General features: G+C 69.0%; 25 protein-coding genes and 1 pseudogene. 19 read left to right on the top strand and 7 right to left on the bottom strand.

Annotated features, from left to right (window positions below; translation table 11 throughout):
* Position 1 precedes the first annotated feature (1 nt).
* Complete coding sequence (locus ACQR3U_RS18450; protein ID WP_006550180.1) at positions 2–664, top strand: Maf family protein; 663 nt, start codon at positions 2–4, stop codon at positions 662–664.
* A gap of 13 nt (positions 665–677) precedes the next feature.
* On the opposite strand, the gene ACQR3U_RS18445 is transcribed toward ACQR3U_RS18450, so the two are convergent.
* Positions 678–1,094: a group III truncated hemoglobin gene (locus ACQR3U_RS18445; RefSeq protein WP_006550179.1), complete on the bottom strand. Its 417-nt coding sequence runs from the start codon at positions 1,092–1,094 to the stop codon at positions 678–680.
* Between the two features lie 62 nt (positions 1,095–1,156).
* Between ACQR3U_RS18445 and ACQR3U_RS18440 the strand changes: the two genes are divergently transcribed.
* The 11 genes from ACQR3U_RS18440 to ACQR3U_RS18390 all read left to right on the top strand — a co-directional run bounded on the left by ACQR3U_RS18440 (position 1,157) and on the right by ACQR3U_RS18390 (position 10,025).
* A complete protein-coding gene (locus ACQR3U_RS18440) occupies positions 1,157–2,050 on the top strand; it encodes a sulfurtransferase (protein WP_024101525.1) in 894 nt (297 codons plus the stop codon).
* Positions 2,047–2,460, top strand: coding sequence for a SufE family protein (locus tag ACQR3U_RS18435; RefSeq protein ID WP_006550177.1), 414 nt, complete (start codon positions 2,047–2,049; stop codon positions 2,458–2,460). The genes ACQR3U_RS18440 and ACQR3U_RS18435 overlap by 4 nt, the downstream gene beginning before the upstream one ends.
* 7 nt (positions 2,461–2,467) lie before the next feature.
* Positions 2,468–3,928, top strand: a complete 1,461-nt coding sequence (locus tag ACQR3U_RS18430) for a condensation domain-containing protein (protein ID WP_019288523.1) — start codon at positions 2,468–2,470, stop codon at positions 3,926–3,928.
* A gap of 120 nt (positions 3,929–4,048) precedes the next feature.
* Entirely contained in the window at positions 4,049–5,839 is a 1,791-nt protein-coding gene (locus tag ACQR3U_RS18425; protein ID WP_230811366.1) for an acetyl/propionyl/methylcrotonyl-CoA carboxylase subunit alpha, read from the top strand.
* Between the two features lie 128 nt (positions 5,840–5,967).
* The gene (locus tag ACQR3U_RS18420; protein WP_006550174.1) at positions 5,968–6,345 is read left to right on the top strand and encodes a DUF1707 SHOCT-like domain-containing protein; all 378 of its coding nucleotides are present in this window, start codon (positions 5,968–5,970) and stop codon (positions 6,343–6,345) included.
* A gap of 119 nt (positions 6,346–6,464) precedes the next feature.
* On the top strand, positions 6,465–6,893 hold the full coding sequence (locus ACQR3U_RS18415; protein WP_230811365.1) for a DUF1707 SHOCT-like domain-containing protein: 429 nt from the start codon (positions 6,465–6,467) through the stop codon (positions 6,891–6,893).
* A 12-nt stretch (positions 6,894–6,905) separates the two neighbouring features.
* Positions 6,906–7,268, top strand: a complete 363-nt coding sequence (locus ACQR3U_RS18410; protein ID WP_006550172.1) for a VanZ family protein — start codon at positions 6,906–6,908, stop codon at positions 7,266–7,268.
* Positions 7,269–7,365: 97 nt separating this feature from the next.
* Complete coding sequence (locus ACQR3U_RS18405; RefSeq protein WP_064060877.1) at positions 7,366–7,683, top strand: SAV_915 family protein; 318 nt, start codon at positions 7,366–7,368, stop codon at positions 7,681–7,683.
* Positions 7,680–7,961, top strand: a complete 282-nt coding sequence (locus ACQR3U_RS18400) for a hypothetical protein (protein WP_230811364.1) — start codon at positions 7,680–7,682, stop codon at positions 7,959–7,961. Before ACQR3U_RS18405 ends, ACQR3U_RS18400 begins: the two co-directional genes overlap by 4 nt.
* A gap of 2 nt (positions 7,962–7,963) precedes the next feature.
* Complete coding sequence (locus tag ACQR3U_RS18395) at positions 7,964–9,100, top strand: hypothetical protein (protein WP_230811363.1); 1,137 nt, start codon at positions 7,964–7,966, stop codon at positions 9,098–9,100.
* Complete coding sequence (locus ACQR3U_RS18390) at positions 9,087–10,025, top strand: hypothetical protein (RefSeq protein ID WP_230811362.1); 939 nt, start codon at positions 9,087–9,089, stop codon at positions 10,023–10,025. The genes ACQR3U_RS18395 and ACQR3U_RS18390 overlap by 14 nt, the downstream gene beginning before the upstream one ends.
* A 3-nt stretch (positions 10,026–10,028) precedes the next feature.
* Here the strand turns inward: ACQR3U_RS18390 and ACQR3U_RS18385 are convergent, their stop codons facing one another.
* The 3 genes from ACQR3U_RS18385 to ACQR3U_RS18375 all read right to left on the bottom strand — a co-directional run bounded on the left by ACQR3U_RS18385 (position 10,029) and on the right by ACQR3U_RS18375 (position 12,774).
* Positions 10,029–10,859: a tyrosine-protein phosphatase gene (locus tag ACQR3U_RS18385; RefSeq protein WP_006550166.1), complete on the bottom strand. Its 831-nt coding sequence runs from the start codon at positions 10,857–10,859 to the stop codon at positions 10,029–10,031.
* Positions 10,860–10,907: 48 nt separating this feature from the next.
* Entirely contained in the window at positions 10,908–12,242 is a 1,335-nt protein-coding gene (lat, locus tag ACQR3U_RS18380; protein ID WP_230811361.1) for an L-lysine 6-transaminase, read from the bottom strand.
* A gap of 67 nt (positions 12,243–12,309) precedes the next feature.
* Positions 12,310–12,774, bottom strand: coding sequence for an Lrp/AsnC family transcriptional regulator (locus ACQR3U_RS18375; RefSeq protein ID WP_064060920.1), 465 nt, complete (start codon positions 12,772–12,774; stop codon positions 12,310–12,312).
* A gap of 36 nt (positions 12,775–12,810) precedes the next feature.
* Between ACQR3U_RS18375 and amaB the strand changes: the two genes are divergently transcribed.
* Complete coding sequence (amaB, locus tag ACQR3U_RS18370) at positions 12,811–14,331, top strand: L-piperidine-6-carboxylate dehydrogenase (protein ID WP_230811360.1); 1,521 nt, start codon at positions 12,811–12,813, stop codon at positions 14,329–14,331.
* A gap of 24 nt (positions 14,332–14,355) precedes the next feature.
* On the opposite strand, the gene ACQR3U_RS18365 is transcribed toward amaB, so the two are convergent.
* Complete coding sequence (locus ACQR3U_RS18365; RefSeq protein ID WP_006550162.1) at positions 14,356–14,613, bottom strand: DUF7218 family protein; 258 nt, start codon at positions 14,611–14,613, stop codon at positions 14,356–14,358.
* A gap of 100 nt (positions 14,614–14,713) precedes the next feature.
* On the opposite strand from ACQR3U_RS18365, the gene ACQR3U_RS18360 reads away from it, so the two are divergent.
* From ACQR3U_RS18360 to ACQR3U_RS18345, 4 genes are all read left to right on the top strand, one after another.
* Entirely contained in the window at positions 14,714–16,084 is a 1,371-nt protein-coding gene (locus ACQR3U_RS18360; protein ID WP_006550161.1) for an FAD-binding oxidoreductase, read from the top strand.
* Between the two features lie 37 nt (positions 16,085–16,121).
* Positions 16,122–16,682: a hypothetical protein gene (locus ACQR3U_RS18355; RefSeq protein ID WP_230811359.1), complete on the top strand. Its 561-nt coding sequence runs from the start codon at positions 16,122–16,124 to the stop codon at positions 16,680–16,682.
* 74 nt (positions 16,683–16,756) lie between these two features.
* Entirely contained in the window at positions 16,757–21,319 is a 4,563-nt protein-coding gene (locus tag ACQR3U_RS18350) for an ATP-dependent helicase (RefSeq protein ID WP_230811358.1), read from the top strand.
* 1 nt (position 21,320) lies between these two features.
* A complete protein-coding gene (locus ACQR3U_RS18345) occupies positions 21,321–22,121 on the top strand; it encodes a DNA-formamidopyrimidine glycosylase family protein (protein WP_230811357.1) in 801 nt (266 codons plus the stop codon).
* Here ACQR3U_RS18345 and ACQR3U_RS18340 read toward each other — a convergent pair.
* A pseudogene (locus tag ACQR3U_RS18340) lies at positions 22,091–22,633 on the bottom strand (TetR/AcrR family transcriptional regulator); the annotation flags it as partial. The gene ACQR3U_RS18345 and the pseudogene ACQR3U_RS18340 overlap by 31 nt on opposite strands.
* Before the next feature lie 103 nt (positions 22,634–22,736).
* On the opposite strand from ACQR3U_RS18340, the gene ACQR3U_RS18335 reads away from it, so the two are divergent.
* Positions 22,737–23,258: a hypothetical protein gene (locus tag ACQR3U_RS18335; protein ID WP_006550155.1), complete on the top strand. Its 522-nt coding sequence runs from the start codon at positions 22,737–22,739 to the stop codon at positions 23,256–23,258.
* A 109-nt stretch (positions 23,259–23,367) separates the two neighbouring features.
* Here the strand turns inward: ACQR3U_RS18335 and glpD are convergent, their stop codons facing one another.
* Positions 23,368–25,098, bottom strand: a complete 1,731-nt coding sequence (gene glpD, locus ACQR3U_RS18330; protein ID WP_019288535.1) for a glycerol-3-phosphate dehydrogenase — start codon at positions 25,096–25,098, stop codon at positions 23,368–23,370.
* 116 nt (positions 25,099–25,214) lie between these two features.
* Between glpD and glpK the strand changes: the two genes are divergently transcribed.
* Complete coding sequence (gene glpK / locus ACQR3U_RS18325) at positions 25,215–26,729, top strand: glycerol kinase GlpK (RefSeq protein ID WP_230811356.1); 1,515 nt, start codon at positions 25,215–25,217, stop codon at positions 26,727–26,729.
* The last annotated feature ends 8 nt before the right edge of the window (positions 26,730–26,737 follow it).

Genomic DNA, 26,737 nt, shown 5'->3' with positions numbered 1-26,737 from the left:
CATGCCCCGGCTCGTTCTGGCCTCGGCTTCACCCGCCCGCCTCGCGGTTCTCCACGCGGCGGGCGTGAAGCCGTTGGTGCAGGTGTCGGAGGTCGACGAGGACGCGCTCATCGCGTCCCTCGGCCCCGGCACGCCGCCGGCGCAGGTGGTCACCGAGCTTGCCCGCGCCAAGGCCACCGACATCCTGCCCGTCCTGCGCGAGCAGAAGCTGCGCGACGCCGTCGTCATCGGCTGCGACTCGATGCTGCTGATCGACGGCGCTCTGCAGGGCAAGCCCGGCACCGTCGAGGCGGCCCGCGAGCGCTGGCGGGCGATGGCAGGCCGCAGCGGCGAGCTGCTCACCGGTCATGCCGTGCTCCGTCTCCGCGACGACGAGGTCGTCGCGGAGGCCGCCGACCACAGCGGCACCGTGGTGCACTTCGGCATCCCCACGGACGAGGAACTCGAGGCCTATCTCGACAGCGGTGAGCCGCTCGAGGTGGCCGGGGCCTTCACGCTCGACGGTCACGGGGGCTGGTTCGTCGAGGGCATCGAAGGCGATCCGTCGTCGGTGATCGGCATCGGGCTCCCGCTGGTGCGGCGCCTCCTCGCCGAGGTCGGCATCTCCGTCGCCCGGTTGTGGGCCGAGAACGCCGCGATCCCCGTCGAGGCGCTCGAGAACTGAGCCGTACCCGGCACTATCGGGCCGTGCCGCCGTACAAGGTCTTCTGCAACGAGCCCACCATCGCCTCGGCCTTGGTCTTCGCACGTTCGGCATCCACGCCGTGGAACATCTCGTCCACGGTCCCGCACCACAACTGCAACCACCGCTCGAACCGGGCGGGGGTCAGTCCGTGGTGTCCGTGCAGCGCCCGGTGCACCGGCACGAACGCTCCGCGATAGCGGGTGGTGCGGAAGAGGATCTGCTCCCAGAAGTCGCCGACCACTACCAGATGGTCGTCGAGTCCGATCACGGCGAGGACGTCGAAGGCCGGCGCGAGCACGGGATCGTCGAGGGCCCGTTCGTAGAACCGCCGGACCAGCAGGTCGATGTGCTCCCGCGATGCGAGCTCGATTGGGGCCGGCCGGTCGCCGTGGGTGTCACTGCGGGTCACGTCCCGTCACGGTACCGCCTAGAATCGACGGCGCACCTGCCACCACAGCCTCAGGAGCCCATGTGCCCGTCGCACCCGATAGCAACCCTTCGTTCGCGGTATACGCCGATCCCAACCGTCTCGTGTCGACGGAGTGGTTGTCCGCTCATCTCGGTCATCCCGAAGTGAAGGTCGTAGAGTCCGACGAGGACGTCCTGCTCTACGACGTGGGGCACATCCCCGGTGCGGTGAAGATCGACTGGCATCTCGATCTCAACGACCCCGTCACCCGCGACTACATCGACGGCGAGCAGTTCGCCGCGCTCATGGATCGCAAGGGCATCCGCCGCACCGACACCGTGATCATCTACGGCGACAAGTCCAACTGGTGGGCTGCCTACGCACTGTGGGTCTTCACCCTCTTCGGCCACGAGGACGTCCGCCTGCTCGACGGTGGACGCGACGCGTGGATCTCCGAGAACCGCGACACCACCCTCGACATCCCCGCCGCCACGACGAGCGGTTACCCGGTCGTCGAGCGCAACGACGCCCGGATCCGCGCATTCAAGGACGATGTCCTCGCGCACCTGGGCAAGGGCCCGCTGGTCGACGTGCGGTCGCCGCAGGAGTACACCGGCGAGCGCACCCACATGCCCGACTACCCGGAGGAAGGCGCCCTGCGCGGTGGCCACATCCCCACCGCGGTGTCGATCCCGTGGGCGAAGGCAGCGGCGCCCGACGGCCGGTTCCGTGCGCGGCCCGAACTCGAGGAGATCTACGGCGACATCGACCAGGACGCCGACGTGATCGCCTACTGCCGGATCGGCGAGCGCTCGAGCCACACCTGGTTCGTCCTCACCTACCTGCTCGGATACTCGAACGTGCGCAACTACGACGGTTCGTGGACCGAGTGGGGCAACGCCGTCCGCGTGCCCATCGCCAAGGGCGACGAGCCCGGAGAAGCGCCGGCCGCATGAGCATTCCCGCCCCCCTCGCCGAGATCGTCGACGACTTCGCTGCCGTCGAAGGTCAGGACAAGCTGCAGTTGCTTCTCGAATTCAGCCGCGAGCTCCCGCCGCTTCCCGCCGAACTCGAGGAAGCGGCGATGGAGCCGGTGCCCGAGTGCCAGTCGCCGCTGTTCCTGTCCGTCGACGCATCCGACCGGTCGCAGGTGAAGCTCCACTTCAGCGCACCCGCCGAAGCCCCGACCACCCGCGGATTCGCATCGATCCTGCAGCAGGGACTCGACGGTCTCAGCGCACAGGAGATCCTCGACGTGCCCGACGACTTCTATGCCTCGCTCGGTCTCGCCGAGGCGGTCAGCCCGCTGCGGCTGCGAGGGATGAGCGCGATGCTCACGCGCATCAAGCGGCATCTCCGAACCTGACGCGGTCATGGAGTTCACCGAGCTCGCCGACTACCGGATCCCCCCGGGCGTTCTCACCGAATGGCTGCCGTGTGCGGCCGAGGACGACTGGCGCGAGGACCCTCGTCCCGCCTCGTACATCCACGAGGCGCATCTCAGGCGCACCTCGGGGGTCCGGTACGGCGGGGGCCGCGACTCCTGGCTCGGCACGGCCTTCGAGGTCCCCGGGCCCCTCGACACCGAGCGGTTCCGGCGGGCCCTGCAGCGCTGGATCGATCGGCACGAACCGCTGCGCAGCCACGCGCACCTCGACGAGGAGCAGAGCGGCGGCGGTCTGGTGCGGCGCACCGCTCCCCCCGGCCGGGTGTCGGTGCGACCCATCCGGCACGATCCCGCCGATCCCGACACCATCCACGAGCACCTGCTCGGTCTGTTCGACGACTACACGACCCCGCACTTGTGGCCGTCCTACGTCTTCGCGACGCTCGAGCGGACACCGGACGGGGATCCCGACAGCGCAGAAAGCGCGAAGGACACCGACGAGCGGTTCACAGTCTTCTTCGGCGCCGACCACTCCATCATCGACGGGTACTCGGTGGTGCTCGTGGCGCACGAGATCTCGGCGCTCTACGAGGAGGAGCGCACCGGTCGCGCCGCCGACCTGTTCCCGGTGGGCAGCTACATCGACTTCGGCGCCGCCGAACGCGACGAGTCCGCGCATCTCGACGACGACGACGAGGCCGTGCAGATCTGGCGGCGGACCCTCACCGAATGCGGCGGCGAACCGCCCGCCTTCCCCCTCCCGATCGGGGCGCGACCCGCGCACGCCACACCCCAGCAACGACTGTCGGAACGCTGGTTCGACGACGACGAGGCGAGCGCCTTCTCCGCATGCTGCCGACGCGCCGGGACGGGATTCTTCGCCGGCGTGCTGGCGTGCTTCGGCCGGGCGACGGCCGAACTCACCGGTGCGGATCGGTTCCGGACCGTCGCGCCCGCGCACACCCGCGCCGGGCCGATCTGGGCGGGTTCGCTCGGATGGTTCGTCGGTCTGCGTCCGATCGATCTGAAACTCACGGACACAACGGATTTCGAGACCCTGGCGATGCGGGCCGGCGACGAACTGCACCGCACCCGCGCGAGCGCACGAGTGCCGTTCGCGCGGGTGGGCGAACTCCTCGGCGTGCCCATCCGTCCACGTTTCGTCGTCTCGTACATGGACGTGCGGTTCGTACCGATGGCCGCCCAGTGGCCCGAATGGAACGCTCAGGCGCTGCGCAGCCGCAGCTTCACCCACGACGTCTACGTCTGGATCAACCGCACGCCCGAGGGTGTGAACATGTCGGCGCGATTTCCAGACAATACGGTCGCGGACAAGAACGTCCCGAGCCTTCTGACGCGCACCCGCGAACTGATGCACGAGGTCGCGGTGGGTGGACCGTGGATCGCACGGCCGGAAACGGCGGCAGTCCCACCTACCGGTGAGTAGCATTGTGCGCTCGAACGGCCGCCGTAATGTATACGGGCATCCGGTTACATCGTCGATCCGAATGGCGCTTAGACTGCCCGTCGACGGAAATAACCTAACGATCGATCAACAGGAGGCTCCGTGCCCAGTCATGCCAGCGCGCAGATCACGAAGGTGCTCGTCGCGAATCGCGGCGAAATCGCTGTGCGGGTCATCCGAGCCGCCAAGGACGCGGGCTACGGCAGTGTCGCCGTCTACGCCGAACCGGACGCAGACGCACAGTTCGTGAAGCTCGCCGACGAGGCGTTCGCACTGGGCGGCAACACCTCGGCCGAGTCCTACCTGGTGTTCGACAAGATCCTCGACGCCGCGGCCAAGTCCGGCGCCGACGCCATCCACCCCGGCTACGGCTTCCTCTCCGAGAACGCCGACTTCGCCCAGGCCGTGATCGACGCCGGCCTCATCTGGATCGGCCCCTCGCCGCAGTCCATCCGCGACCTCGGCGACAAGGTCACCGCCCGCCACATCGCCGAGCGCGCCAAGGCTCCGATGGCGGCCGGCACCAAGGACCCGGTCAAGAACGCCGACGAGGTCGTCGAGTTCGCCGAGAAGTACGGCGTGCCGGTCGCGATCAAAGCCGCCTTCGGCGGTGGTGGACGCGGCATGAAGGTCGCGCAGACCATCGAGGAGATCCCCGAACTGTTCGAGTCGGCCACCCGTGAGGCCGTCGCCGCCTTCGGTCGCGGCGAGTGCTTCGTCGAGCAGTACCTCGACAAGGCCCGCCACGTCGAGGCCCAGGTCATCGCCGACCAGCACGGCAACGTCATCGTCGCCGGCACCCGCGACTGCTCGCTGCAGCGCCGCTTCCAGAAGCTCGTCGAGGAGGCCCCCGCGCCGTTCCTGACCGACGAGCAGCGCAAGCGCATCCACGACTCCGCCAAGGCCATCTGCCGCGAAGCCGGTTACTACGGCGCCGGCACGGTCGAGTACCTCGTGCAGGGCGACACCGTCTCCTTCCTCGAGGTCAACACCCGCCTGCAGGTCGAGCACCCGGTCACCGAGGAGACCGCCGGCATCGACCTCGTGCGTCAGCAGTTCCGCATCGCCAACGGCGAGAAGCTCGAGCTCACCGAGGACCCGACCCCGCGCGGCCACTCCTTCGAGTTCCGCATCAACGGGGAGGACGCCGGTCGCGGCTTCCTCCCCGCCCCCGGCCCGATCACCGTCTACAAGGAGCCCACGGGCCCCGGCGTGCGTGTCGACTCGGGTGTCGTCGCCGGCGACGTCATCGGCGGCCAGTTCGACTCGATGCTCGCCAAGCTGATCGTCACCGGTGAGACCCGCGAGCAGGCGCTGCAGCGTGCTGCCCGCGCGCTGGCCGAGTTCGAGGTCGAGGGCCTGGCCACGGTCATCCCGTTCCACCGCCACATCGTCGAGAACCCGGCGTTCGTGGGCGACGGCGAGAAGTTCGACGTCTACACCAAGTGGATCGAGAACGAGTGGGAGAACACCATCGAGCCGTACACCGGTGGTGCCCCGATCGAGGACGAGGACGAGGCCCTGCCGCGTCAGACCGTCGTCGTCGAGGTCGGCGGACGTCGCGTCGAGGTGTCGCTGCCCGGCCAGTTCTCGCTCGGCGGTAACGGCGGCGGTGCCGGCGCGATCCGCAAGAAGCCCAAGCCCCGCAAGCGCGGTGGCGGCGGCGCGGGCAAGGCGTCGGGCGACGCGGTGACCGCACCCATGCAGGGCACGGTCGTCAAGGTCGCGGTCGCCGAGGGCCAGGAGGTCGCCGAGGGCGAGCTCATCGCCGTGCTCGAGGCCATGAAGATGGAGAACCCGGTCAACGCCCACAAGGCGGGCGTCGTCACCGGCCTGGCGGTCGAGCCGGGTGCCGCGGTCACCCAGGGCACCGTGCTCACCGAGATCAAATAGGACCCCGCCCGAGCAACGCTCGAGCAGTACGGCCGACGGTCCCCCGCATCGCTCACGATGCGGGGGACCTCGCCGTATCGGGCCCCCGTGACCGGCTCATGCGCGCGAAAAACCACTAGCCTGGAGTCATGGCCGACCGCCCCGACATCCGCATCGGCACCGCCGAGCGTGAAGAAGCCGTAGCGCTGCTCGGCGAGCACTTCGCCGCGGGCCGTCTCAGCCTGGCGGAATTCGACGAGCGGGTCGCACTCGCCACGCAGGCCACGGTGCGTGGCGACCTGATCCCCTTGTTCGCCGACCTGCCCTCGGCGCCGGCCGCGATGGCCACCACCGGGCCACGCGATCTGGCGGAACAGCTGCTCACGTTGGTTCCGTTCATCCTGGTCGCGCTGCTCGTGATCGTCGTCTTCCGGCACCCGATCGCGCTGCTCATCGCCTTCGGTGTGCTGTTCGTCGCGGGTCGCCGGGCCTACCGGCTCCTCGGCGAGGGCCGCGGGCCGTCCTGACCTCGCGGTACCCGGCCGCGTCCTTCTGCTGTTGCAGAGATCCTGTAGCGGATATCACAGCTCTTCGAGAGGTGCCCGTGGCTGTTGCCGGTCCGACGGCACAGGTTAGTGTGGCCGGCATGCCCGAACACCCCGACGTCCGGATCGGCAACGCAGAACGCAGTGAGGCTCTCGACCTGCTCGGCGAGCACTTCGCGCTCGGCCGGCTGACGCTGTCGGAGTTCGACGAACGCAGCGCGATGGCGTCGGCGGCCGGGACGCGCGGTGATCTCGACGTGCTGTTCACCGACCTGCCCGCCCACCTCACCGATAGCTCGACCACGACCCGGGACGATCTTCCGGTGATCATCCCGAAGAGGGATCCCGAGCGGTGGCGCGAGGTCGTGATGGGCCTGACGCCGCTGGTCGCGCTCGTGCTGTTCTTCACCTTCGACACGTGGTTGTTCTTCCTGCTGATCCCCGCCGTGGGCATCGTCCTGTTCGCCGGTCGCGACCGGGACGGGCACAGCACCGACAGCGGCGCCAACGCCCGGCGGGACGAGAAGTAGAACGCCTGAACCGTGCCGTCCACGCTCCTCCGGCATCGTGCACTGCCCCTGATCCTCGCGGTCGTCGTCATCACCGCGATGCTGCTCTCCCCCGGCAGCACGGTGCCGAGCGGCCCGCCGCACGCCGACAAGGTCACACACGCGCTGATGTTCCTGGCGCTCGCGCTCTGCTCCCGCTACGCACGGATCTCCCCCGTCGTCACGGTGGTGTGGCTGGGCCTCTACGGCGTGCTGACGGAGATCCTCCAGGCCACCGTCGCGGTCCGGCGCTCCGGGTCGTTCTGGGACTGGTGCGCCGATCTCGTCGGCGTTGCGATCGGCCTCGCCGTCGCGGCCGTCGTCGGCTCACGTTCTCGCGTACGGTCGAAACCGTAAGCATCAATCCGTGATTCGTCACAAACCCTGACGCTGGTAGCCTCCTCTGCGCCGACAGTCCGACGGGGGATCGGACAGGCTGCTCACGGGGGAACGAATGTCGCAGGAACAGGTCGCGGACGCACTACCGACGGTGCTCCCGCCGTATCTCTATCTACCTTGCGCGGAAGCGGTCCCGGATCCGGCCGATGCCACCGTCGACTATCGGTATCTCAGCGACGGCCGCATCGCGCTGCTCGCCTACACGGCTCTCGACCGTCTCCACTCCTGTTGCGGCGCCGGGCAACCGTGGCTGGTGCTGCCCACGCACATGCTCCCGCGACTGCGGGAGGCACAGCCGTGGGATTCGCTGCTGCTCGACGTCCCGATACCCGAAGCGGAACGTCGGCACCCGGCCTCCGGAGACGCGAGATGAGCCTGTACGTCGATCCCGACGAACTCGATCGGGCCGCAGGCATCTACACGGGTGCGGCCACGGACACCGCGGATCTCGTCGACACCTGCCCCACGAGTGTGGACGCGGGTCTCGCGACCGGTCCGCTCACCGGCATGCTTGCGCAGATCGTCACCGACCTCGCCGGCATGGTCGAGGTGCTCGGCGAAACGGGTGGCCTGCTGACGACCACAGCGCAGACGTACCGGGAAGCCGACGACGAGGCCGCCGCCGCGCTCGTCCGGACCTGGTCGGAGTGACCGTGCCGATCGACACCTTCATCGCCGGCAACCCCACCGATATCCGACGGGTCGAGGACTGGATCCGCACGACGCTGGGCACCACGATCGGGAACGTCGCCGACGCCGCAGCCCGGGCGCGCCGCATCGCCGACGACGCTTGGGAGGGCGACGCTTCCGAGACCTATCTCGGCAGGTCGAGCGAACACGTCCACGCCATCGACGATTTCCACGCGCGGACATCGAAGACCGCCGATGTCTTCGCGGACCTGTCGGACGAACTGTCGCGCGCCCTGTCCGACATGGCCGACATCCGCGCTCGTGCCTTGGCCGCGGGATTGCCGGTCGTATGCAACACGATCGGTAATCCTCCCCCGGGTGACGACGAAGCCGCTTTCCGGAGGACCTCGGCATATCAAGAAGCGAGTGACGCCGCCGAGGCGGTGCACGCTCGCTGGTCCGTCGCAGTCGCAACCGCCACGAACACCTGGACCGGACACCTGTGGTCCGCGTCCTTCCTCGTGAGCACCGCGCTCGACTACGTCGACAAGAACCTGCAAGGCAGGATCGCGGACCTCCTCACCATGCAGCAGCACCTCCAGACCGAGGCGATCCGTGAGATGGAGCGATCTCTCTCGCTTTCGCCGGACACACCCTACGACGAGTTACGACGTCTGTTCGGTTCTGCGCGGGAACCACTCGACGATCTGGTGGCGACCACCGGACGCCTCGACGACATGGCATCGATGTCCCGGACCGCCGGCCGGGCCGCGGGGACCATAGGTCTCGTCGCCGGTGTCGGGCTCGACTATTTCGCGGGTGGTGAGTCCCTCGAACAGGCCGTGGTATCCAACGGCCTCGGTCTCGGAGCATCGATAGCCGCCGGTTCCGCGGCAGGTGCGATGGTCGGGTCGATCGTTCCGGGCGCCGGCACGGCGTTCGGAGCGGTGGTCGGCGCAGCAGCAGGGACGGTCACCGGAATCTTCACCTCCGGCGCGGTCGACAATCTCTACGAGTCGAGCACGAAATCGATCGGTGGATCCTTCAGCGCTGGCCTGGCCGAAGTCGGAAGTGCTGCAAGCGCAACCAAAGAACTCGCCGGTGCCTCCATCGGAGGATTGGCCAGGCTGGGACGAGGAGCATTCGATGCCATCTTCTGACGACCACGGTCTCCGCACCTACGGCGACTCGCGTGCCCCTTTCGTCGTTCTCGGGACCGGAATCGTCGGTCTCGTCTTCCTGCTGCTCGTCCCGGCAGTGTTGATCGAGCAGGCAGTACAGGGGGCTCCCCTCGAACTGCCCAGGGGCTGGCCGGTGATCCTGGCGCTGAGCGCCACGATCCTCATGTATCCGGTGCTCGGCTTCCTCATGTACAGCCCTCGCACGAAGGCGGACCACATCACGGCGGACACCGGATCCACGGCACCGGCGCTGGTTCTGCGGCAGGCGTCCTGGGTGTTCCGGATCGCTTTCGTCCAGATCGGAGCGTTCACGCTCATGCTCCTCGGGCTCATCTGGCTGACGGGCGAGCCCGACGAACAGCGGCTGGACATCAACGTCGTCCTGGCCGTCCTCGCCTGCGCGTGGCAGGTCGGCTACTGCTTCCTCATCGTCCGACACAAACTACGCCCCGGTTACATCACACTCTCCGCCGAGGGAATCCGCTTCAGCGATCACGCCACGGACACCTGGATCCCCTGGGAGGCAACGGCGTCCGGAGTACTGGCCGATCCCCTCTATGTCGTCGTGCCGGCCCTACCGGCGCGTGGCGCCACCACGAGTTCGCGGGTTCCACTGCCGTGGCGGATCATCGACGACCGCAAGGACGGCGACCTACGTCCCTCATCCCGGCGCCGCCCCGGGCACACTGCCCGCATCGACCGGCGCCGGTTCGAGATCGCTCCCGAACTCCTCGACGCCGTGCTCGACCACTATCTCCGCGACCCCGACGCCCGTGCCGAACTCGCCGATCCCGACGCTGTCGCACGCCGAGTCGACGAGCTGCGCTCCTACGCACCCGGACCGCGGTGGCGACGCTACGGTCCGGTCCCCGTGCCGACCCTGAGCACGCCGGCGCCGAGGTGACGGTCAGGCGGTCACGTTCGAATCGACGAGCCGGATCCGCAGGGACTGCAGGGTGTCGTCGTCGAGACCGAGTCCGGCAGCGAAGTACTGCTCGATGGTTCCGTAGCGCGACAGCGCCTCCTCGATCGCCACCTCGAGGTACTCGCGACGCACACCGAGCAGGGGTGTGATCAGTTCCGGATCGCCGCCGAGCGATGCGAACCGGGCGAAGAAGTCGTCGAAATGCGGGAGCAGTTCGTCGTTCGTGCGCAGGTAGTCGGCGAAGACCGCTTCCTGGTCGGCGCCGGCGAACAGGAGCAGCGAGGCCGCCGCCCAGCCGGTGCGGTCCTTGCCGGCACTGCAGTGCACGAGCCCTGGAACGTCTCCGTGGGCGACGGTGCTCGCCAGGGTCCGGTACGACGCCACGGCACTCGGCAACGTGACGAACTCGCGGTAGCTCTGCCGCAGGTACTCGACAGCACGACCGTCCCCGAGCGTCTGCGCCACCAGCTCCGGGTTGGATACGAGTTCCGGCAGCGCGGCCGCGATCGATCCGCTCTGCCGGTCGGCGAGGACGTCGAGCCCGAGGTGCCGGGCACCGTCGGGGACACGATCGGGACGGCGCTGCTGTTCCTCGAGCGTGCGCAGGTCGAAAACCGTCGCGATGCTCAGGGCCTCGAGGGTCTCGACGTCGGTGTCGGTCAGGCGGCTGAGGTCCGTGGAGCGGAAGACCACCCCGGTGCGGACCACGCCGCCGAACGAACTCCGGCAACCGCCGATGTCCCTCAGGTTGACCAGCGACGGAATCGCGAAGGATTCGCCGCCGGTTACGGTCTCGTCCAGTGCATCGGCCATATCCGACAAGCTACCGTCGTCCGGCCGCGAACAGGGGGACCCGCCCCGTCATTCGTACTGCGAGGTCACCCTGTCGAGTGCGGCGACGGTCTCGTCGAGCTCGTGGGTGGTGACGACGAGCGGTGGCCGGAAGCGGATGCCACGCGTGCCCGTCCCGATCACGAGGACGTGCTCGTCGCGGTACAGCCGTCGCAGCACCTCGTCGCGGATCTCCGGAGTCGGGAGGTCGACCGCGCACATCAGTCCGCGTCCGCGCGGCTCGGTGACGACCGGTCGTCGCGTGGCGAGTTGCTGCAACCCCGACAGCAGGTGCGCTCCACTCAACCGGGCACGGTCGATGAGCCGGTCGTGCTCGACGACCTCGAGGATGCGACGGGCCCGCACCATGTCGGTGAGATTGCCGCCCCACGTCGAGTTGATCCGCGAGCTCACGGCGAACACGTTGTCGGGCACCTCGTCGATGCGTTCACCGGCCATGATGCCGCACACCTGCGTCTTCTTGCCGAAGGCGACGATGTCGGGGGTGACGCCGAGCTGCTGGTAGGCCCACGCGGTGCCGGTCGTGCCGGCACCGGTCTGCACCTCGTCGAAGATCATCAGGGCATCGTTCTCCCGGCACAACTGCGCGATCGCCCGGAAGAACTCGGGACGGAAGTGGTGGTCGCCGCCTTCGCCCTGGATCGGTTCGGCGATGAAGCACGCGATGTCGTGCGGACGTTCGGCGAAGGCGCGGCGTGCCTGCTCGAGGGCCTTCTCCTCGGCCGCGGCGACGTCGCGCCCCTCGGTGAGATAGGGCGCGTCGATGCGCGGCCAGTCGAACTTGGGGAACCGGTCGGTCTTGACCGGATCGGTGTTGGTCAGCGACAGCGTGTACCCGGTGCGGCCGTGGAAGGCCTCGGTCAGGTGCAGCACCGATCCGCCCAGGTGGGCGGGCAGACCGCGGGATTCGTTGAGACGGCTCTTCCAGTCGAACGCGACCTTGAGTGCGTTCTCCACGGCGAGCCCACCACCGTCGACGAAGAACAGGTGCGGGAGCGCCGGGTCGCCGAGAACGCGCACGAAGGTCTCGACGAAGCGCGCCATGGGCACGGTGTAGATGTCGGAGTTGCTGGGCTTGTTCGCCGCGACGGCGGCGAGTTCGTGCGCTGCCTCCGGATCGGTCAGCGCGGGATGGTTCATCCCGAGCGTGGACGACGCGAAGAACCCGAACATGTCGAGATAGGTCGTTCCGTCCCGGGCGTCGACGAGGCGGACTCCGCGGGAGCGGTCGAGATCGAGGACGAGGTCGAAACCGTCGGCGAGCATGTGCCGGCCGAGGATGCTGTGTACCCGGTCGGGGGCGAGATTCTCGGCACCGTCCGGGTTTCGGAATGCAGTGCTCATGACCCCACCGTACGCGAAACTCAACGGGACAAACCCGGTATCACAGCAACATTTACGGCGCAGAGGCCTATCGTTCGTAAAATGTTTGCAGAACGACGGTGCTGCGGGTGGCGACATTGGCGGTCGCCCGGATCTCCTGCAGCAACCGCTCGAGAGCGCGAGGAGACTCGACACGCACGAGGAGGATGTAGCTTTCGTCGCCTGCCACCGAATGACACGATTCGATCGCGGAGATGTGCCGGAGGCGGGCCGGCGCGTCGTCGGGTTGCGACGGATCGAGAGGGGTGATCGCCACGAACGCCGACAGCATCAGCCCGAGCGCTTCGGGATCGACGCGCGCACTGTATCCGCGGATCACGCTGCGCGCTTCGAGCCGGCGCACCCGCGACTGCACGGCCGAGACGGACAGCCCTGCCTTCTCGGCGAGCGCCGCGAGTGTCGCGCGACCGTCGGCGACCAGTTCGCGCAGCAACATCCGATCGATGTCGTCCAGCGACTCCTTCGACGAGTCGTTTCTCGAGGATTCGGGCACCAGCGCAGGGTATCCGAGCAGCAAAGGAGCTCACCGATGAATGCGACCACCGATCTCGCCGACCGCGCGGCGACCGCGCTGAGGCAGTGCGGCGCCGACGCCGTGCCCGACAGCGCCCTGCCCGCCGGCGTGACACTCGCGGTGACCAGCCCGATCGACGGCAGCGTGCTCGGGCACGTACCCGTCCACTCGGCCACCGAGGTCGATGCGACGATCACCGCGGCGGCACGGGCCTTCGAGCAGTGGCGCCACGTCCCCGCCCCGGTGCGCGGCCGCGTGGTGCGACGGCTCGGCGAACTGCTCGTCGAGCACAAGCGGCATCTCGCCGAGCTCGTCACCCTGGAGGCGGGGAAGATCCCGTCGGAGGCCGCGGGCGAGGTGCAGGAGATGATCGACGTCTGTGAGTTCGCCGTCGGTCTGTCGCGACAGCTCTACGGGCGGACGATGCCATCCGAGCGGCCCGGGCACCGGCTCATGGAGATCTGGCATCCGCTCGGCGTGGTGGGCGTGATCTCCGCGTTCAACTTTCCCGTGGCGGTGTGGTCGTGGAACACCGCGATCGCGCTGGTATGCGGCGATTCGGTGGTGTGGAAGCCGTCGGAGACCACCCCGCTCACCGCGCTCGCCTGCGACGCGCTGCTGCGCCGCGCCGCCACCGATGTCGGCGCCCCCGAAGGACTCCACCATCTTCTCCTCGGCGACCACACGGTGGGTGAAGCGCTCGTCGACGACCCCCGCATCGCGCTGGTCAGTGCGACCGGCTCCAGCCGGATGGGACGGATCGTCGGACCGCGCGTCGCGGCCCGGTTCGGCCGGAGCCTGCTCGAACTCGGCGGCAACAACGCGGCGATCGTCGCTCCGTCCGCCGATCAGGACCTCGCCGTCCGGGGCGTCGTGTTCGCGGCCGCCGGAACAGCGGGCCAGCGCTGCACCACCTTGCGCCGGCTGATCGTGCACCGGTCGATCGCCGACGAGTTCGTCGAGCGCATCGTGAAGGCGTACTCGCGTCTGCGGGTGGGGAATCCGCTGGACGAGGGTGTCCTCGTGGGTCCGCTCATCTCAGAACGGTCCTACGAGACGATGACCGCGGCGCTCGACCGCGCGCAGGCCGACGGGGGCACGCTCGTCGTCGGCGGCGACCGAGTGGAGGTCGCCGGTGGTGGCGTGTACGTCTCGCCCGCGCTGGTCCGGATGCCGGCGCAGACCGAGGTGGTGCGCGAGGAGACCTTCGCCCCGATCCTGTACGTCCTCGACTACGACGACCTCGACGAGGCGATCGCCTTGCACAACGGTGTACCACAGGGCCTGTCGTCGGCGATATTCACGCTCGATCAGCGCGAGGCGGAACTGTTCCTCGCCCGATCGGACTGCGGGATCGCCAACGTCAACATCGGCACCTCGGGTGCCGAGATCGGTGGCGCGTTCGGTGGGGAGAAGCACACCGGTGGCGGGCGCGAATCCGGATCGGATGCGTGGAAGGCATACATGCGGCGGGCGACGAACACCGTCAACTACTCGACGGAGCTGCCCCTCGCCCAGGGTGTCGAATTCGGCTGATCCCGAACTCGGGGGTCCGGGCGGCTAGTGGTTGCGCAGTGCGTCGATCAGTTCGTCCTTCTTCATGTCGGAGTAACCGGTCATGCCCAGTTCCTTCGCACGCTTCTTCAGGTCGTCGACCGTCCAGTCGTCGTAGGAGCCGGACTTGCCGCCCTTCTTCCCGACCTGCGACTTGCCCTCGTTCGCAGCCGCGTTGGAGATCCGGGCCGCCTTCTCCTTGGAGGCACCGTCCTCGCGCAGGTCCTCGTACATCTTCTCGTTCTTGATCGACGGATTCGGCATCGTCTTCTCCTTTCCGTGTCCTGCGGAAGGGGTACCCGACGACACTTCACCCAATCAGAGGATCTATGGCCTGTGACACATCCTGTGGTAGACCTGGGGCGTGTATCCGGGGAACCTGCTCGACGAACTCCGCGGGCAGCTGCCCGCCGGCGCACTGATCATCGATCCCGACATCCTCGCCGGCTACCGGCAGGACCGGGCGCAGGACCCGGACGCCGCGGTTCCCCTCGCGCTCGTACGGGCCACATCCACCGCGGACGTGCAGGCGACACTGCGGTGGGCGAACGCCCACCGGGTGCCGGTAGTGCCCCGCGGTGCCGGCACGAGTCTGTCCGGCGGGTCCGGCGGGCTCGCCGACGGGATCGTGCTCAGCACCGAGAAGATGCGGGCGATCACCGTCGACACCGCGACCCGCACCGCCGTCGTCCAGCCCGGTCTGCTCAACGTCGAGGTGAAGCAGGCCGCGGCCGAACACGGACTCTGGTATCCACCCGATCCGTCGTCGTTCGAGATCTGCACGATCGGCGGCAACGCGGCCACCAATGCCGGTGGGCTGTGCTGCGTGAAGTACGGGGTGACGACCGACTACGTGCTCGGACTCGAGGTGGTCCTCGCCGACGGTACCGCGGTGCGGCTCGGCGGTCCGCGGGTCAAGGACGTCGCGGGCCTGTCGCTGACGAAGCTGTTCGTCGGCAGCGAGGGCACTCTCGGGGTCATCACCGAGGTGACCTTGCGCCTCGTCCCACCGCCGCCACCGGCGTCCACAATGGTCGCGACCTTCGCCACCGTGCAGGCCGCCGCCGACGCGGTCGTCGCGATCACCGCGGTCCTGCGACCGGCGATGCTCGAATTCATGGACAGGGCGTCGATCGGGGCGGTGGAGGACATGCTGCGCATGGGACTCGACCGCACCGCCGAGGCCATGCTCATCGCACGCTCCGACGCACCCGGCAACGCGGCCGCGGAGGAGATCGAGATCATGGTGCGGGCCTGCCGCGAGGCCGGCGCCGACGACGTCTTCGCGACCGACGACCCCGAGGAGGGTGAGGCGTTCACCGTCGCCCGCCGCATGGCGATCCCGGCCGTCGAGCGCACCGGCAGCCTGTTGCTCGAGGACGTCGGGGTGCCGATCCCCGCACTGCCGGAACTGGTGAGCAGAATCGCCGATCTCGCAACCCGACACGACGTCACCGTCGCCGTGATCGCCCACGCCGGGGACGGCAACACCCACCCGCTGATCGTCTACGACCCCGCCGACGAGGACATGACGGCGCGGGCGCAGACGGTCTTCGGGAAGATCATGGATCTCGCGATCGAACTCGGCGGCACCATCACCGGTGAACACGGTGTCGGCCGGCTCAAGAAGGCCTGGCTACCCGATCAGGTGGGACCGGACGTGATGGCGTTGACCGAGCGGATCAAAGCCGCGCTCGACCCGAACGCGATCCTGAATCCCGGCGTGGTGATCTGATGACCCACACCACATCGGCTGCGGTCATAATCGTCGCGTGAACACCCGTGTGCCCCCGTCAACGACCGCCCTGCCGCTGCGCGAGACCAAGTACCGCGAGCTCGAACAGTATCCCGAGTTCGGCTCCGTCACGGCCTGGCTCCGCGACGTCGTGTCGTCGATCGTGCCCAACGCCCGCATGAGCGAATGCGAGTACTGGTCCGTCGTGTGTCTTCCCGCCGGCGAGCCGGACGACCCACGGAAGCCGCTGGTGTCGGTGCACGCCGGCAACATGGCGGTCGCAGGGATGTTCCTCGACCTCTCCGACGGGCAGCGGAGCCTCGCCGGCTACGTCCGTGTGTCGGGGGCCGAGCTGGAGAAGGCGTCGGGTTCGACCCGCGAGCAGCTCGCGGCGGACTCCCCCGGCCTCTCCTTCATCGACGAGGGCTCCGTGGTGTCCGTGGTGTGGAGCGACGAACCCGCCGCGCGGGAGCAGTTCGAGGCGCTGCCGTGGCGGGCCCCGGCGCGGGCGCTCGTGACGGAACTGATGCGCGGCGCCCGCAACTCCTGGGCCGACGATCACTGCCGGCAGATCGCCCGGTTCGCGTACGACGACTGAGCGGGTTCACATGCGGCGACTGACTGGGTTCACGTGCGGCGACTGAGTGTGTCGGTCGGCGGGTAGACGATGGGATGGTGACCGACATCCTCGATCGTTTCTCCGCGCCGACCCGGGCGTGGTTCGCCGGGGCGTTCGAGTCCCCGACCCCGGCCCAGCTCGGCGCGTGGGATTCGATCTCCTCGGGAGCCCACACGCTCGTCGTCGCCCCCACCGGCTCGGGCAAGACCCTGTCGGCGTTCCTGTGGTCGCTCGACCGGCTCTCGTCCACCCCGGCCGACGAGCACGCCGCGCGCGAGCACCGCACCCGCGTGCTGTACGTCTCGCCGCTCAAGGCCCTCGCCGTCGACGTCGAGCGCAACCTGCGGTCTCCGCTCGTCGGCATCACCCAGACCGCGAAACGGCTCGGTCTGACGCCACCCGACATCACCGTCGGTGTGCGTTCCGGCGACACCTCCCAGGCCGATCGTCGCGCCATGGCGCGCACGCCACCGGACATCCTCATCACGACGCCCGAGTCGCTCTTCCTCATGCTCACCTCGTCCGCGCGGGAGAACCTCGTCGGTGTCGAGACGGTGATCGTCGACGAGGTCCACGCGGTGGCGGGGACGAAACGCGGGGCGCATCTCGCGCTGTCGCTCGAGCGTCTCGACCAGCTCCTGCGCGCGCCGGCCCAACGCATCGGGTTGTCGGCCACCGTGCGACCGCACGAGGAGGTCGGCCGGTTCCTCGCCGGTTCCGCCCCCATCCGGATCGTCGCGCCGCCCTCGGCGAAGACGTGGGATCTCGCGGTGCGCGTACCGGTCGAGGACATGACCGAACTCGGGGTTTCCGAGCCCGACGAGGAATCGTTCTCACCCACACCGCAGGCCGGGTCGATCTGGCCGCACGTCGAGGAGCAGATCGTCGATCTCATCACCGAGCACCGGTCGACGATCGTGTTCGCCAATTCCCGGCGACTGTCCGAACGTCTCACCGCCCGGCTCAACGAGATCCAGGCCGAACGCCTCGGCGAGCAGGTGGACCGCGAGGGCGCACCGCCTTCGCAGCTCGGATCGCCCACCGAGACCACCGCCGGCGCTGCACCCGTGCTCGCCCGCGCCCACCACGGGTCGGTGAGCAAGGACCAGCGCGCTCTGATCGAGGACGATCTCAAGTCGGGCCGGTTGCGGTGCGTGGTGGCGACGTCGAGTCTCGAACTCGGCATCGACATGGGTGCGGTCGATCTCGTGATCCAGGTCGAGGCTCCGCCCTCGGTGGCCAGCGGTCTGCAGCGCGTCGGTCGCGCCGGGCACCAAGTGGGCGAGACCTCACGCGGCGTGCTGTTCCCCAAGCACCGCACCGATCTCGTGCACTGCGCGGTGACCGTCGAGCGGATGGTCGAGGGACACATCGAGGCGCTGCAGGTCCCGGCGAATCCACTGGACGTGCTCGCCCAGCAGACGGTCGCGGCCACGGCCCTCGAACCCGTCGACGTCGACGACTGGTTCGACACGGTGCGGCGCAGCGGATCGTTCGCGACGCTCTCCCGCGGCGTCTACGAATCCGTCCTCGACCTGCTCGCCGGCCGCTATCCGTCCGACGAGTTCGCCGAGCTCCGTCCCCGGGTGGTATGGGACCGCACGGCCGGCACCCTCATCGGCAGGCCCGGCGCCCAACGGCTCGCCGTCACCTCCGGCGGCACGATCCCCGACCGCGGCCTGTTCACCGTGTACATGGTCGGCGAGAAGAACACGCGGGTGGGCGAACTCGACGAGGAGATGGTCTACGAGTCGCGAGTGGGTGACGTCTTCGCGCTCGGTGCCACCAGCTGGCGGATCGAGGAGATCACCTTCGACCGGGTGCTGGTCTCCCCCGCCTACGGCCGGCCCGGCCGGTTGCCCTTCTGGCACGGCGACAGTCAGGGTCGACCCGCCGAACTCGGTGCCGCGCTCGGCGCATTCCTGCGCGAGATGGGCCACGCCTCGCCGGAGGACGCCGAGACCCGCTGCCGCAAAGGTGGTCTCGACGACTACGCCACCGGAAATCTCATCCGTCTGCTCGACGAGCAGCGCACCGCCACCGGTCACCTGCCCACCGACCGAACACTCGTCGTCGAACGGTTCCGCGACGAACTCGGCGACTGGCGGCTGGTGCTGCACTCTCCGTTCGGGTTGCGAGTGCACGCGCCGTGGGCGCTCTCGGTGGGCGCGCGGCTGCTCGAACGCTACGGCATCGAATCGCACCCCACCCCGTCCGACGACGGCATCATCGTCCGACTGCCCGACACCGACGACGCCCCGCCCGGCTCGGAGATCTTCGTCTTCGACACCGAGGAGATCGACGACATCGTCACCGAACAGGTCGGCGGCTCCGCGTTGTTCGCGTCCCGCTTCCGGGAGTGCGCGGCGCGGGCCCTGCTCCTGCCCCGCCGCAACCCGGGCAAGCGCGCCCCGCTGTGGCAGCAGCGCCAACGATCGGCGCAACTGCTCGACGTCGCTCGCCGCTTTCCCGACTTCCCGATCCTGCTCGAGACGGTGCGCGAGTGCCTGCAGGACGTCTACGACCTGCCTGCTCTGCGCGACCTGCTCGGCAGCATCGCCCAGCGCAAGATCCGGCTGGTGGAGGTCGAGACTCCCACGGCCTCACCGTTCGCGACGTCGCTGCTGTTCTCCTATGTGGGTGAGTTCCTGTACGAGGGCGACAGCCCGCTCGCCGAACGTCGGGCCGCGGCACTGTCGCTCGACTCGACGCTGCTCGCCGAACTTCTCGGCCGGGTCGAGCTGCGCGAACTGCTCGACGCCGACGTCATCACCGAGGCCGAGCACGAACTGCAACGCCTGACCCCGCAGCGACGCGCACGCGACGCCGAGGGCGTCGCCGATCTGCTGCGTCTGCTCGGTCCGCTCACCGAGGCCGAGCTGCGCGAGCGCACCACCGACGACCCGACGTCCTGGATCGAGGATCTCGAAGCGCAACGCCGCGCGTTGCGTGTCTCGTACGCGGGTGAGCACCGATGGGCGGCGATCGAGGACGCCTCACGTCTGCGCGACGCACTGGGCGTGCCCCTGCCGATCGGGGTCCCGACGGTGTTCGTCGAACCGGTCCCCGACCCGCTCGGCGATCTGATCGCCCGGCACGCCCGCACCCACGGCCCGTTCACCACCGCGCAGGCCGCCGCCCGGTTCGGACTGGGCACGGCGGTCGTCGAATCCGTCCTCGGCCGGCTCGCGTCCGAGAAGCGCGTCACGGCAGGCGAATTCCGCCCGGGTGCGAGCGGATCGGAATGGTGCGACACGGAGGTGCTCCGAAGGCTGCGGCGCCGGTCGCTCGCCGCCGCCCGGCAGGACGTCGAACCCGTCAGCACCACGACCCTCGGACGATTCCTGCCCGACTGGCACCACCTCGGCACCGGCCCGGGCACGAGTGCGCTCTACGGCATCGACGGTGTCCTCACCGTCGTCGAACAACTCGCCGGGGTACCGGTGCCCGCGAGCGCCCTCGAACCGCTGATCCTCGCTCCCCGCGTGCGCGACTACACCCCGACGATGCTCGACGAACTCACCACGACCGGTGAGGTCCTGTGGTCGGGTGCCGGGTCCATCTCCGGGAAGGACGGCTGGGTGGCACTGCATCCGGCCGATCTGGCCCCGGCGAGCCTCGCTCCGGTCGACAACATCGAGCTGGGGCCGGTGCACCGGGCGATCCTCGAGTCGCTCTCGGGCGGCGGCGCGTACTTCTTCCGGCAACTCGTCGACGCCGTCACCGTCCTCCACACCACGGCGAGTGACACGACGGTCGCCGACGCCCTGTGGGAGGTGGTGTGGAGCGGGCATATCGCGGGCGACACCCTCGCCCCGCTGCGCGCCCTGATCGGCGACACCTCCCGTGCCAAGCCCGCCCACCGCACCCCGCGCCGGGCGCCGCGCGCCCGGATGTACCGGGCCCGGCCCACGCTGCCGAGCCGCACCGGGCCACCGACCGTGAGCGGGCGCTGGTCGATGCTGCCCGAACGCGAGACCGACGCGACGGTCCGCGCACACACCACCGCCGAACTGCTGCTCGAGCGGTACGGCGTGGTCACCCGCGGTGTCGTCGTCGGCGAGGGTGTGCCCGGCGGATTCGCGACGATGTACAAGGTGCTCAGCCGGTTCGAGGAGACGGGCCGGTGCCGCCGCGGTTACTTCGTCGATTCGCTGGGCGGAGCGCAGTTCTCGACACCGTCGGTCGTCGACCGTCTCCGGTCGTTCTCGGATTCGATCGAGGGCCGGCACTCGGAGACCGCGGCCGTCACCCTCGCGGCGTGCGATCCGGCCAACCCGTACGGTGCGGCACTGCCGTGGCCGAAGTCGTCGGCCGACGACGACGCGCCGCGGCACCGGCCGGGCCGCAAGGCCGGTGGACTCGTGGTGCTCGTCGACGGGGCGCTCGTGCTGTTCGTCGAACGCGGCGGACGCACGGTGCTCACCTTCGACGACGATCCGGGCCGGTTGCGCAGCGCATGCGCGTCGCTCGCTGCGAGCGTCAAACGCGGTGGTGTCGACAAGATCGTCGTCGAGAAGGTCGACGGTGAGACGATCCATGGGCACGAGTTCGCCGGATATCTTGCCGAAGCGGGATTCTCGGCGACCCCGCGCGGCTACCGGCTGAGGTTCTGACGTGCCCGAGGGAGACACCGTGTTCCGCGCCGCGAACCGCCTCCGAACGGCACTGGAGGGAAAGGTGCTCACAGAGACGGACTTCCGCGTTCCGCGTTTCGCCACGGCCGATTTCACCGGGTGCACGGTCGACGAAGTGGTCTCGCGGGGCAAGCACCTACTCGTCCGCGTCGCCGACGTCTCGATCCATTCGCACCTGAAGATGGAAGGCGAATGGCACGTCTATCCGCGCGGAACACGGTGGCGCAAGCCCGGATACAAGGCGCGCATCGTGCTCGGCACCGAGGACGTGCAGGCGGTGGGTTTCGAACTCGGCATCGTCGAGGTGCTCGCCCGTGACCGGGAGGACGACGCCGTGGGCCATCTCGGGCCGGATCTGCTCGGTCCCGATTGGGATCCCGAGCGTGCGGCGGCGAATCTCGTGCGCGACCCGGACCGTCCGATCGGGGTGGCCCTGCTCGATCAGCGCATCATGGCCGGCGTCGGGAACGTGTACCGCTCCGAGTTGTGCTTCCTGCGGGGCGTCGATCCGTGGACCCCGGTCGCGCAGGCCGGGGATCCCGCTGCGTGGGTCGACCTCACGCATCGGTTGCTGGTCGCGAACCGCGACCGGACGACCCGTATCACCACCGGCGACCGTCGTCCGGGCCGCAATCTGTGGGTCTACGGGCGTCGCGGGAAGCCGTGCAGACGCTGCCATACCCCGATCCGGTTCGGCGAGATCGGCACCGCGACCGATCCCGAGCGGGTGGTCTACCGGTGCCCGCGATGTCAGCCGCGCCCGGAAGGATCCCCGCCCTGATCGCCCTGCAGACACGCCGCCCTGCCGGCGTCCTCGACGAGCGCGACGCAGTGCCGGACGAGGGTGTCTCGCGACACGGCGAGGTCGCCTTCGAGGTACCTCATGAACAGGCTGGTGAGGGCGCCGACGGCACCCACGGCCACCATGTGGCGCTGTCCCTCGTCGCCGCCCGGGGGTAGTTGGTCGCGGACCAGCGCGACGAAGGCCGGGGCGAGTTCGATACCGCGCCGACTGATTGTGGGTTCGCGCAGCGGGGCGAGGAGGAGCACGCGTCCCTTCGCGGGGTCGTCGACCATGAGCTCGACGAACGCCCGCACCGCGGCCTCGGCCCGGCCGAGGGTGGGGGCGGACAGTACCGCCTCGGTCAGCGCGTCGCGGGCGCGGTCGGCGACGCGGGCGTAGACCTCGCGGACGAAGGTGTCGCGGTCGGTGAAGCTCTCGTAGAAGTACCGTTCGGTGAGTTCGGCGGCCCGGCACACGGCCCTGACGTTCGCTGCCGCGCCGTCGGGCGCTCAGCCCGAAGGTGACGGATCGCCACCGTCCCACTTCTGTTTCACCCTGACGCACCCTTCCGGTAGCGGCGTCGACGAGGGCGTTCTGTGTCACGCTAGCGAGGTGTCCACGCCCTCGTACCTGTCGTCCGGACGGCGCCGCCCTCTGTCCCCGGAGTCGGCGGCCTCCCGCATCAGCGCCTACGTCTACGGCAACATCCTGGTGCTGGCCGCGCTCGTCCCCATCACGACCTCGCCCGAGTACATCGGGATCGCGATCGTGATCGGCACCGCACTCTCGACGTTCATCGCCCATGTCTTCGCGGAGTCGGTCGCTCAGTCCGTTCGTTCGGGTGCTCAACTCACGCGCAGCGAACGCATCGAGGAACTCCGCGACTCCGTTCCCATCCTGTCGTCGGCGGTATTGCCCTGTCTCGTGCTCGCCACGGCCTGGGTCGGCTGGCTCGAGCCCCGGACGGCCCACATCCTCGCCGAGGTCGCCGTGCTGATCCGTATCGGCTCGACCGTATTCGTCGTGCGCCGGTTACAGAATCGCAGCCCGACCCACCGGACCGTGGCGGCCGCGGTGGGGGTGGCTCTGATCGCAACGGTCGTGGTCGTCGTGAAGGTCGTGCTCACGCACTGACCGCCGCGAAGGCGGTGTCACGCACCGACCGCCGCGAAGGCGGTGTCACGCACCGACCGCCGAGAAGGCGGTGCTCACCGCACCGACACCCGTCACGAACCGCCCGCGGCTACGTGATGGGCACCGGTTCGAGGATCTCCGGCCGGGCCTCCGGGGCCGCTGCCCGGAGCGCGTCCGCGGATTCGTCGTCGGGTCGGTTCTGCGACTCGATCTCCGCCTCGACGCGCGCCCGGTAGGTCGCGACCTCCCGGTCGATCGTCGCGTCGTCCCAGCCGAGGACCGGAGCGACCAGCCGGGCCGTCTGCTCCGCACAGTGCAGCCCGCGGTGCGGGTATTCGATCGAGATCCGGGTCCGGCGCGCCAGGAGGTCCTCGAGATGTAGGGCTCCTTCGGCCGCAGCGCCGTAGACCATCTCGACCTGCAGGTACTGGGGGGCATCGGTCAGCGGTTCGAGCAACTCGGGCCGGCCCTTCGCGAGGCTCAGCACGTCCTCGACGAGGGAGCCGTAGCGGTCGAGCAGATGCTTGACGCGGTAGGGATGCAGACCGTACTGCTCGGCGAGATGCATGGTCTGGTTGACCAGCGCGAAGTACCCGTCGGCCCCGACGAGGGGCACCTTCTCGGTGATCGACGACGCGATCCGGGCCGGGATGTCCTCGGCCGCGAGATCGACGGCGTCCTCGGCCATGACGCGGTAGGTCGTGTACTTGCCACCGGCGATCGCCACGAGCCCCGGCGCCACCCGCGCGACGGCGTGTTCACGCGAGAGCTTGGACGTCTCGTCGCTCTCCCCCGCCAGCAGCGGGCGCAGACCAGCGTAGACACCGTCGATGTCGTCGTGGGTGAGCGGGACGACGAGTACGCGGTTGACGTGGTCGAGGATGTAGTCGATGTCGGCCTTCGTCGCTGCCGGGTGCGCCAGGTCGAGATTCCAGTCGGTGTCGGTGGTGCCGATGATCCAGTGGTTGCCCCACGGGATGACGAACAGCACCGACTTCTCGGTACGCAGGATGATCGCCGAATCGCTGACGATCCGGTCGCGGGGCACGACGATGTGCACGCCCTTCGACGCGCGGACCCGGAATCGGCCGCGCTGCCGCGACAACGACTGGATCTCGTCGGTCCACACACCGGTCGCGTTGATCACCGCGTGCGCCCGCACCTCGGTGACCGAACCGTCCTCGCTGTCGCGCACCCGCACACCCGACACGCGGTCGGCCTCGCGCAGGAAACCGACGACCTGCGTCGACGTACGCACCACCGCACCGTAGTGCGCGGCCGTCCGCGCGACGGTCATGGTGTGCCGGGCGTCGTCGACGACCGTGTCGTAGTAGCGGATTCCGCCGACGAGCGAATTGCGCTTGAGACCGGGAACCATCCGCAGGGCGCCCGAGCGGGTCAGGTGCTTCTGCGCCGGAACGGACTTCGCGCCGCCGAGACGGTCGTAGAGGAAGATACCCGCCGCGACGTAGGGCCGCTCCCACACCCGATGGGTGAGCGGGAAGAGGAACTTCAACGGCCTGACCAGGTGCGGGGCCAGGGTCGTCAATGCGAGTTCGCGCTCACGCAAGGCTTCTCGCACCAGACCGAATTCGAGCTGTTCGAGATAGCGCAGGCCGCCGTGGAACATCTTCGACGACCGGCTCGACGTGCCGGACGCGAAGTCGCGGGCCTCGACGAGAGCGACTCGCAGGCCCCGGGTTGCGGCGTCGAGCGCTGCTCCCGCCCCGACGACACCACCGCCGATGACGACGACGTCGAACTGTTCGGTGGCGAGACGACGCCAGGCGTCGGCGCGCTGTTGCGGTCCGAGGAGTTGCACACCCGATTGGTTGGTCACCGCACCTGCTCCCGTGAGTCGTCGACGTATCCCGATCAAGGGTAGTAGCTTCGGACCCGCAGCGCGCAGCGGAAGCGTTGCCGAACCGAGCCGTCCCCTTCACCCGAGGATCACCTGTGAACCAGTTCATCGCGGCGATCGACCAGGGCACCACGTCCAGCCGGTGCATCATCTTCGACCACGACGGGCGCATCGTCTCGCTCGCGCAGAAGGAACACCGCCAGTTCCTCCCGCGGTCGGGATGGGTCGAACACGACCCGGAAGAGCTGTGGCTCAACACCCGTGAAGTGGGCGCCGCAGCACTCGCCAAAGCGGATCTGCGACGCAACGACGTCGCGGCGATCGGCCTGACGAACCAGCGCGAGACCACGGTGGTGTGGGACCGCACCACCGGAAAACCGGTGTACAACGCGATCGTCTGGCAGGACACCCGCACCGACAGGCTCGTCGAGGAGCTTGCCGGCGACGCCGGGCCCGACCGCTACCGCGAGATCACCGGACTACCGCTGTCGACCTATTTCGCCGGACCGAAGGTGCGGTGGATCCTCGACAACGTCGACGGTGCCCGAGAGCGCGCCGAGGCCGGCGACCTCGCGTTCGGCACCATCGACAGCTGGATCCTGTGGAATCTCACCGGTGGTGTCGGCGAGGAGGGTCAGCCCCCCGGACTGCACATCACCGATGTGACCAACGCCTCCCGGACGCTGCTGATGAATCTCGGGACACAGCAGTGGGATCCGGCGATCTGTGCCGAACTCGGCATCCCGGAGTCGATGCTGCCGGAGATCCGCAGTTCGTCGGAGGTGTACGGGCACGCCCGCGAGCGCGGACCGCTCGCCGGGGTCCCGGTCGCCGGCATCCTCGGTGACCAGCAGGCCGCGACCTTCGGCCAGGGCTGCCTGTCCCCCGGCGAGGCGAAGAACACCTACGGCACCGGCAACTTCCTGCTGCTCAACACCGGCACGACCCCGGTGCGCAGCGAGCACGGCTTGATCACCACCGTCTGTTATCGCATAGGTGACGCCCCCGCGGTCTACGCCCTCGAAGGTTCGGTGGCCGTGACCGGTTCGCTCGTGCAGTGGCTGCGCGACAATCTCGGGTTGATCCGGTCCGCCGACGAGATCGAAGCGCTCGCCACGAGCGTCCCCGACAACGGCGGGGCGTATTTCGTGCCGGCCTTCTCGGGATTGTTCGCGCCGCGCTGGCGACCCGACGCCCGCGGCGTCATCGCCGGCCTGACGCGCTTCGTCGAGAAGGGCCACCTCGCGCGGGCGGCGCTCGAGGCGACGGCCTACCAGACGCGGGAGGTCATCGAGGCGATGAACGCCGACTCCGGGGTCGACCTGCGCACCCTCAAGGTCGACGGCGGCATGGTCGCCAACGATCTGCTCATGCAATTCCAGTCCGACATCCTCGGTGTGCCGGTGGTACGACCCACCGTTTCCGAGACCACCGCACTCGGCGCCGCCTACGCGGCCGGTCTCGCCGTCGGCTTCTGGGAGGACGAGGAGGACATCCGCCGCAACTGGACCGCGGACCGCACGTGGGAGCCGGCGATGCCGGTCGACGAACGCGAGCGCCTGTTCGGCGAATGGAACAAGGCGGTCGAACGCACCTACGACTGGGCATGAGCAGGGCG

This window comes from Rhodococcus sp. IEGM1339, from assembly GCF_050321925.1.
GTDB classification, from domain to species: Bacteria; Actinomycetota; Actinomycetes; order Mycobacteriales; family Mycobacteriaceae; genus Rhodococcus; species Rhodococcus pyridinivorans.
This window is presented reverse-complemented; position numbering and strand designations above follow the sequence as displayed.

Coding starts and splice junctions, on each gene's coding strand:
- ACQR3U_RS18365 (WP_006550162.1), bottom strand. CDS start 14,613: ATGCCGAATCCGTCGATCAAGAACGAGAAGATGTACGAGGACCTGCGC.
- ACQR3U_RS18405 (WP_064060877.1), top strand. CDS start 7,366: ATGTCGCAGGAACAGGTCGCGGACGCACTACCGACGGTGCTCCCGCCG.
- ACQR3U_RS18430 (WP_019288523.1), top strand. CDS start 2,468: ATGGAGTTCACCGAGCTCGCCGACTACCGGATCCCCCCGGGCGTTCTC.
- ACQR3U_RS18420 (WP_006550174.1), top strand. CDS start 5,968: ATGGCCGACCGCCCCGACATCCGCATCGGCACCGCCGAGCGTGAAGAA.
- ACQR3U_RS18350 (WP_230811358.1), top strand. CDS start 16,757: ATGGTGACCGACATCCTCGATCGTTTCTCCGCGCCGACCCGGGCGTGG.
- ACQR3U_RS18390 (WP_230811362.1), top strand. CDS start 9,087: ATGCCATCTTCTGACGACCACGGTCTCCGCACCTACGGCGACTCGCGT.
- lat (WP_230811361.1), bottom strand. CDS start 12,242: ATGAGCACTGCATTCCGAAACCCGGACGGTGCCGAGAATCTCGCCCCC.
- ACQR3U_RS18450 (WP_006550180.1), top strand. CDS start 2: ATGCCCCGGCTCGTTCTGGCCTCGGCTTCACCCGCCCGCCTCGCGGTT.
- ACQR3U_RS18400 (WP_230811364.1), top strand. CDS start 7,680: ATGAGCCTGTACGTCGATCCCGACGAACTCGATCGGGCCGCAGGCATC.
- amaB (WP_230811360.1), top strand. CDS start 12,811: ATGAATGCGACCACCGATCTCGCCGACCGCGCGGCGACCGCGCTGAGG.
- ACQR3U_RS18435 (WP_006550177.1), top strand. CDS start 2,047: ATGAGCATTCCCGCCCCCCTCGCCGAGATCGTCGACGACTTCGCTGCC.
- ACQR3U_RS18415 (WP_230811365.1), top strand. CDS start 6,465: ATGCCCGAACACCCCGACGTCCGGATCGGCAACGCAGAACGCAGTGAG.
- ACQR3U_RS18385 (WP_006550166.1), bottom strand. CDS start 10,859: ATGGCCGATGCACTGGACGAGACCGTAACCGGCGGCGAATCCTTCGCG.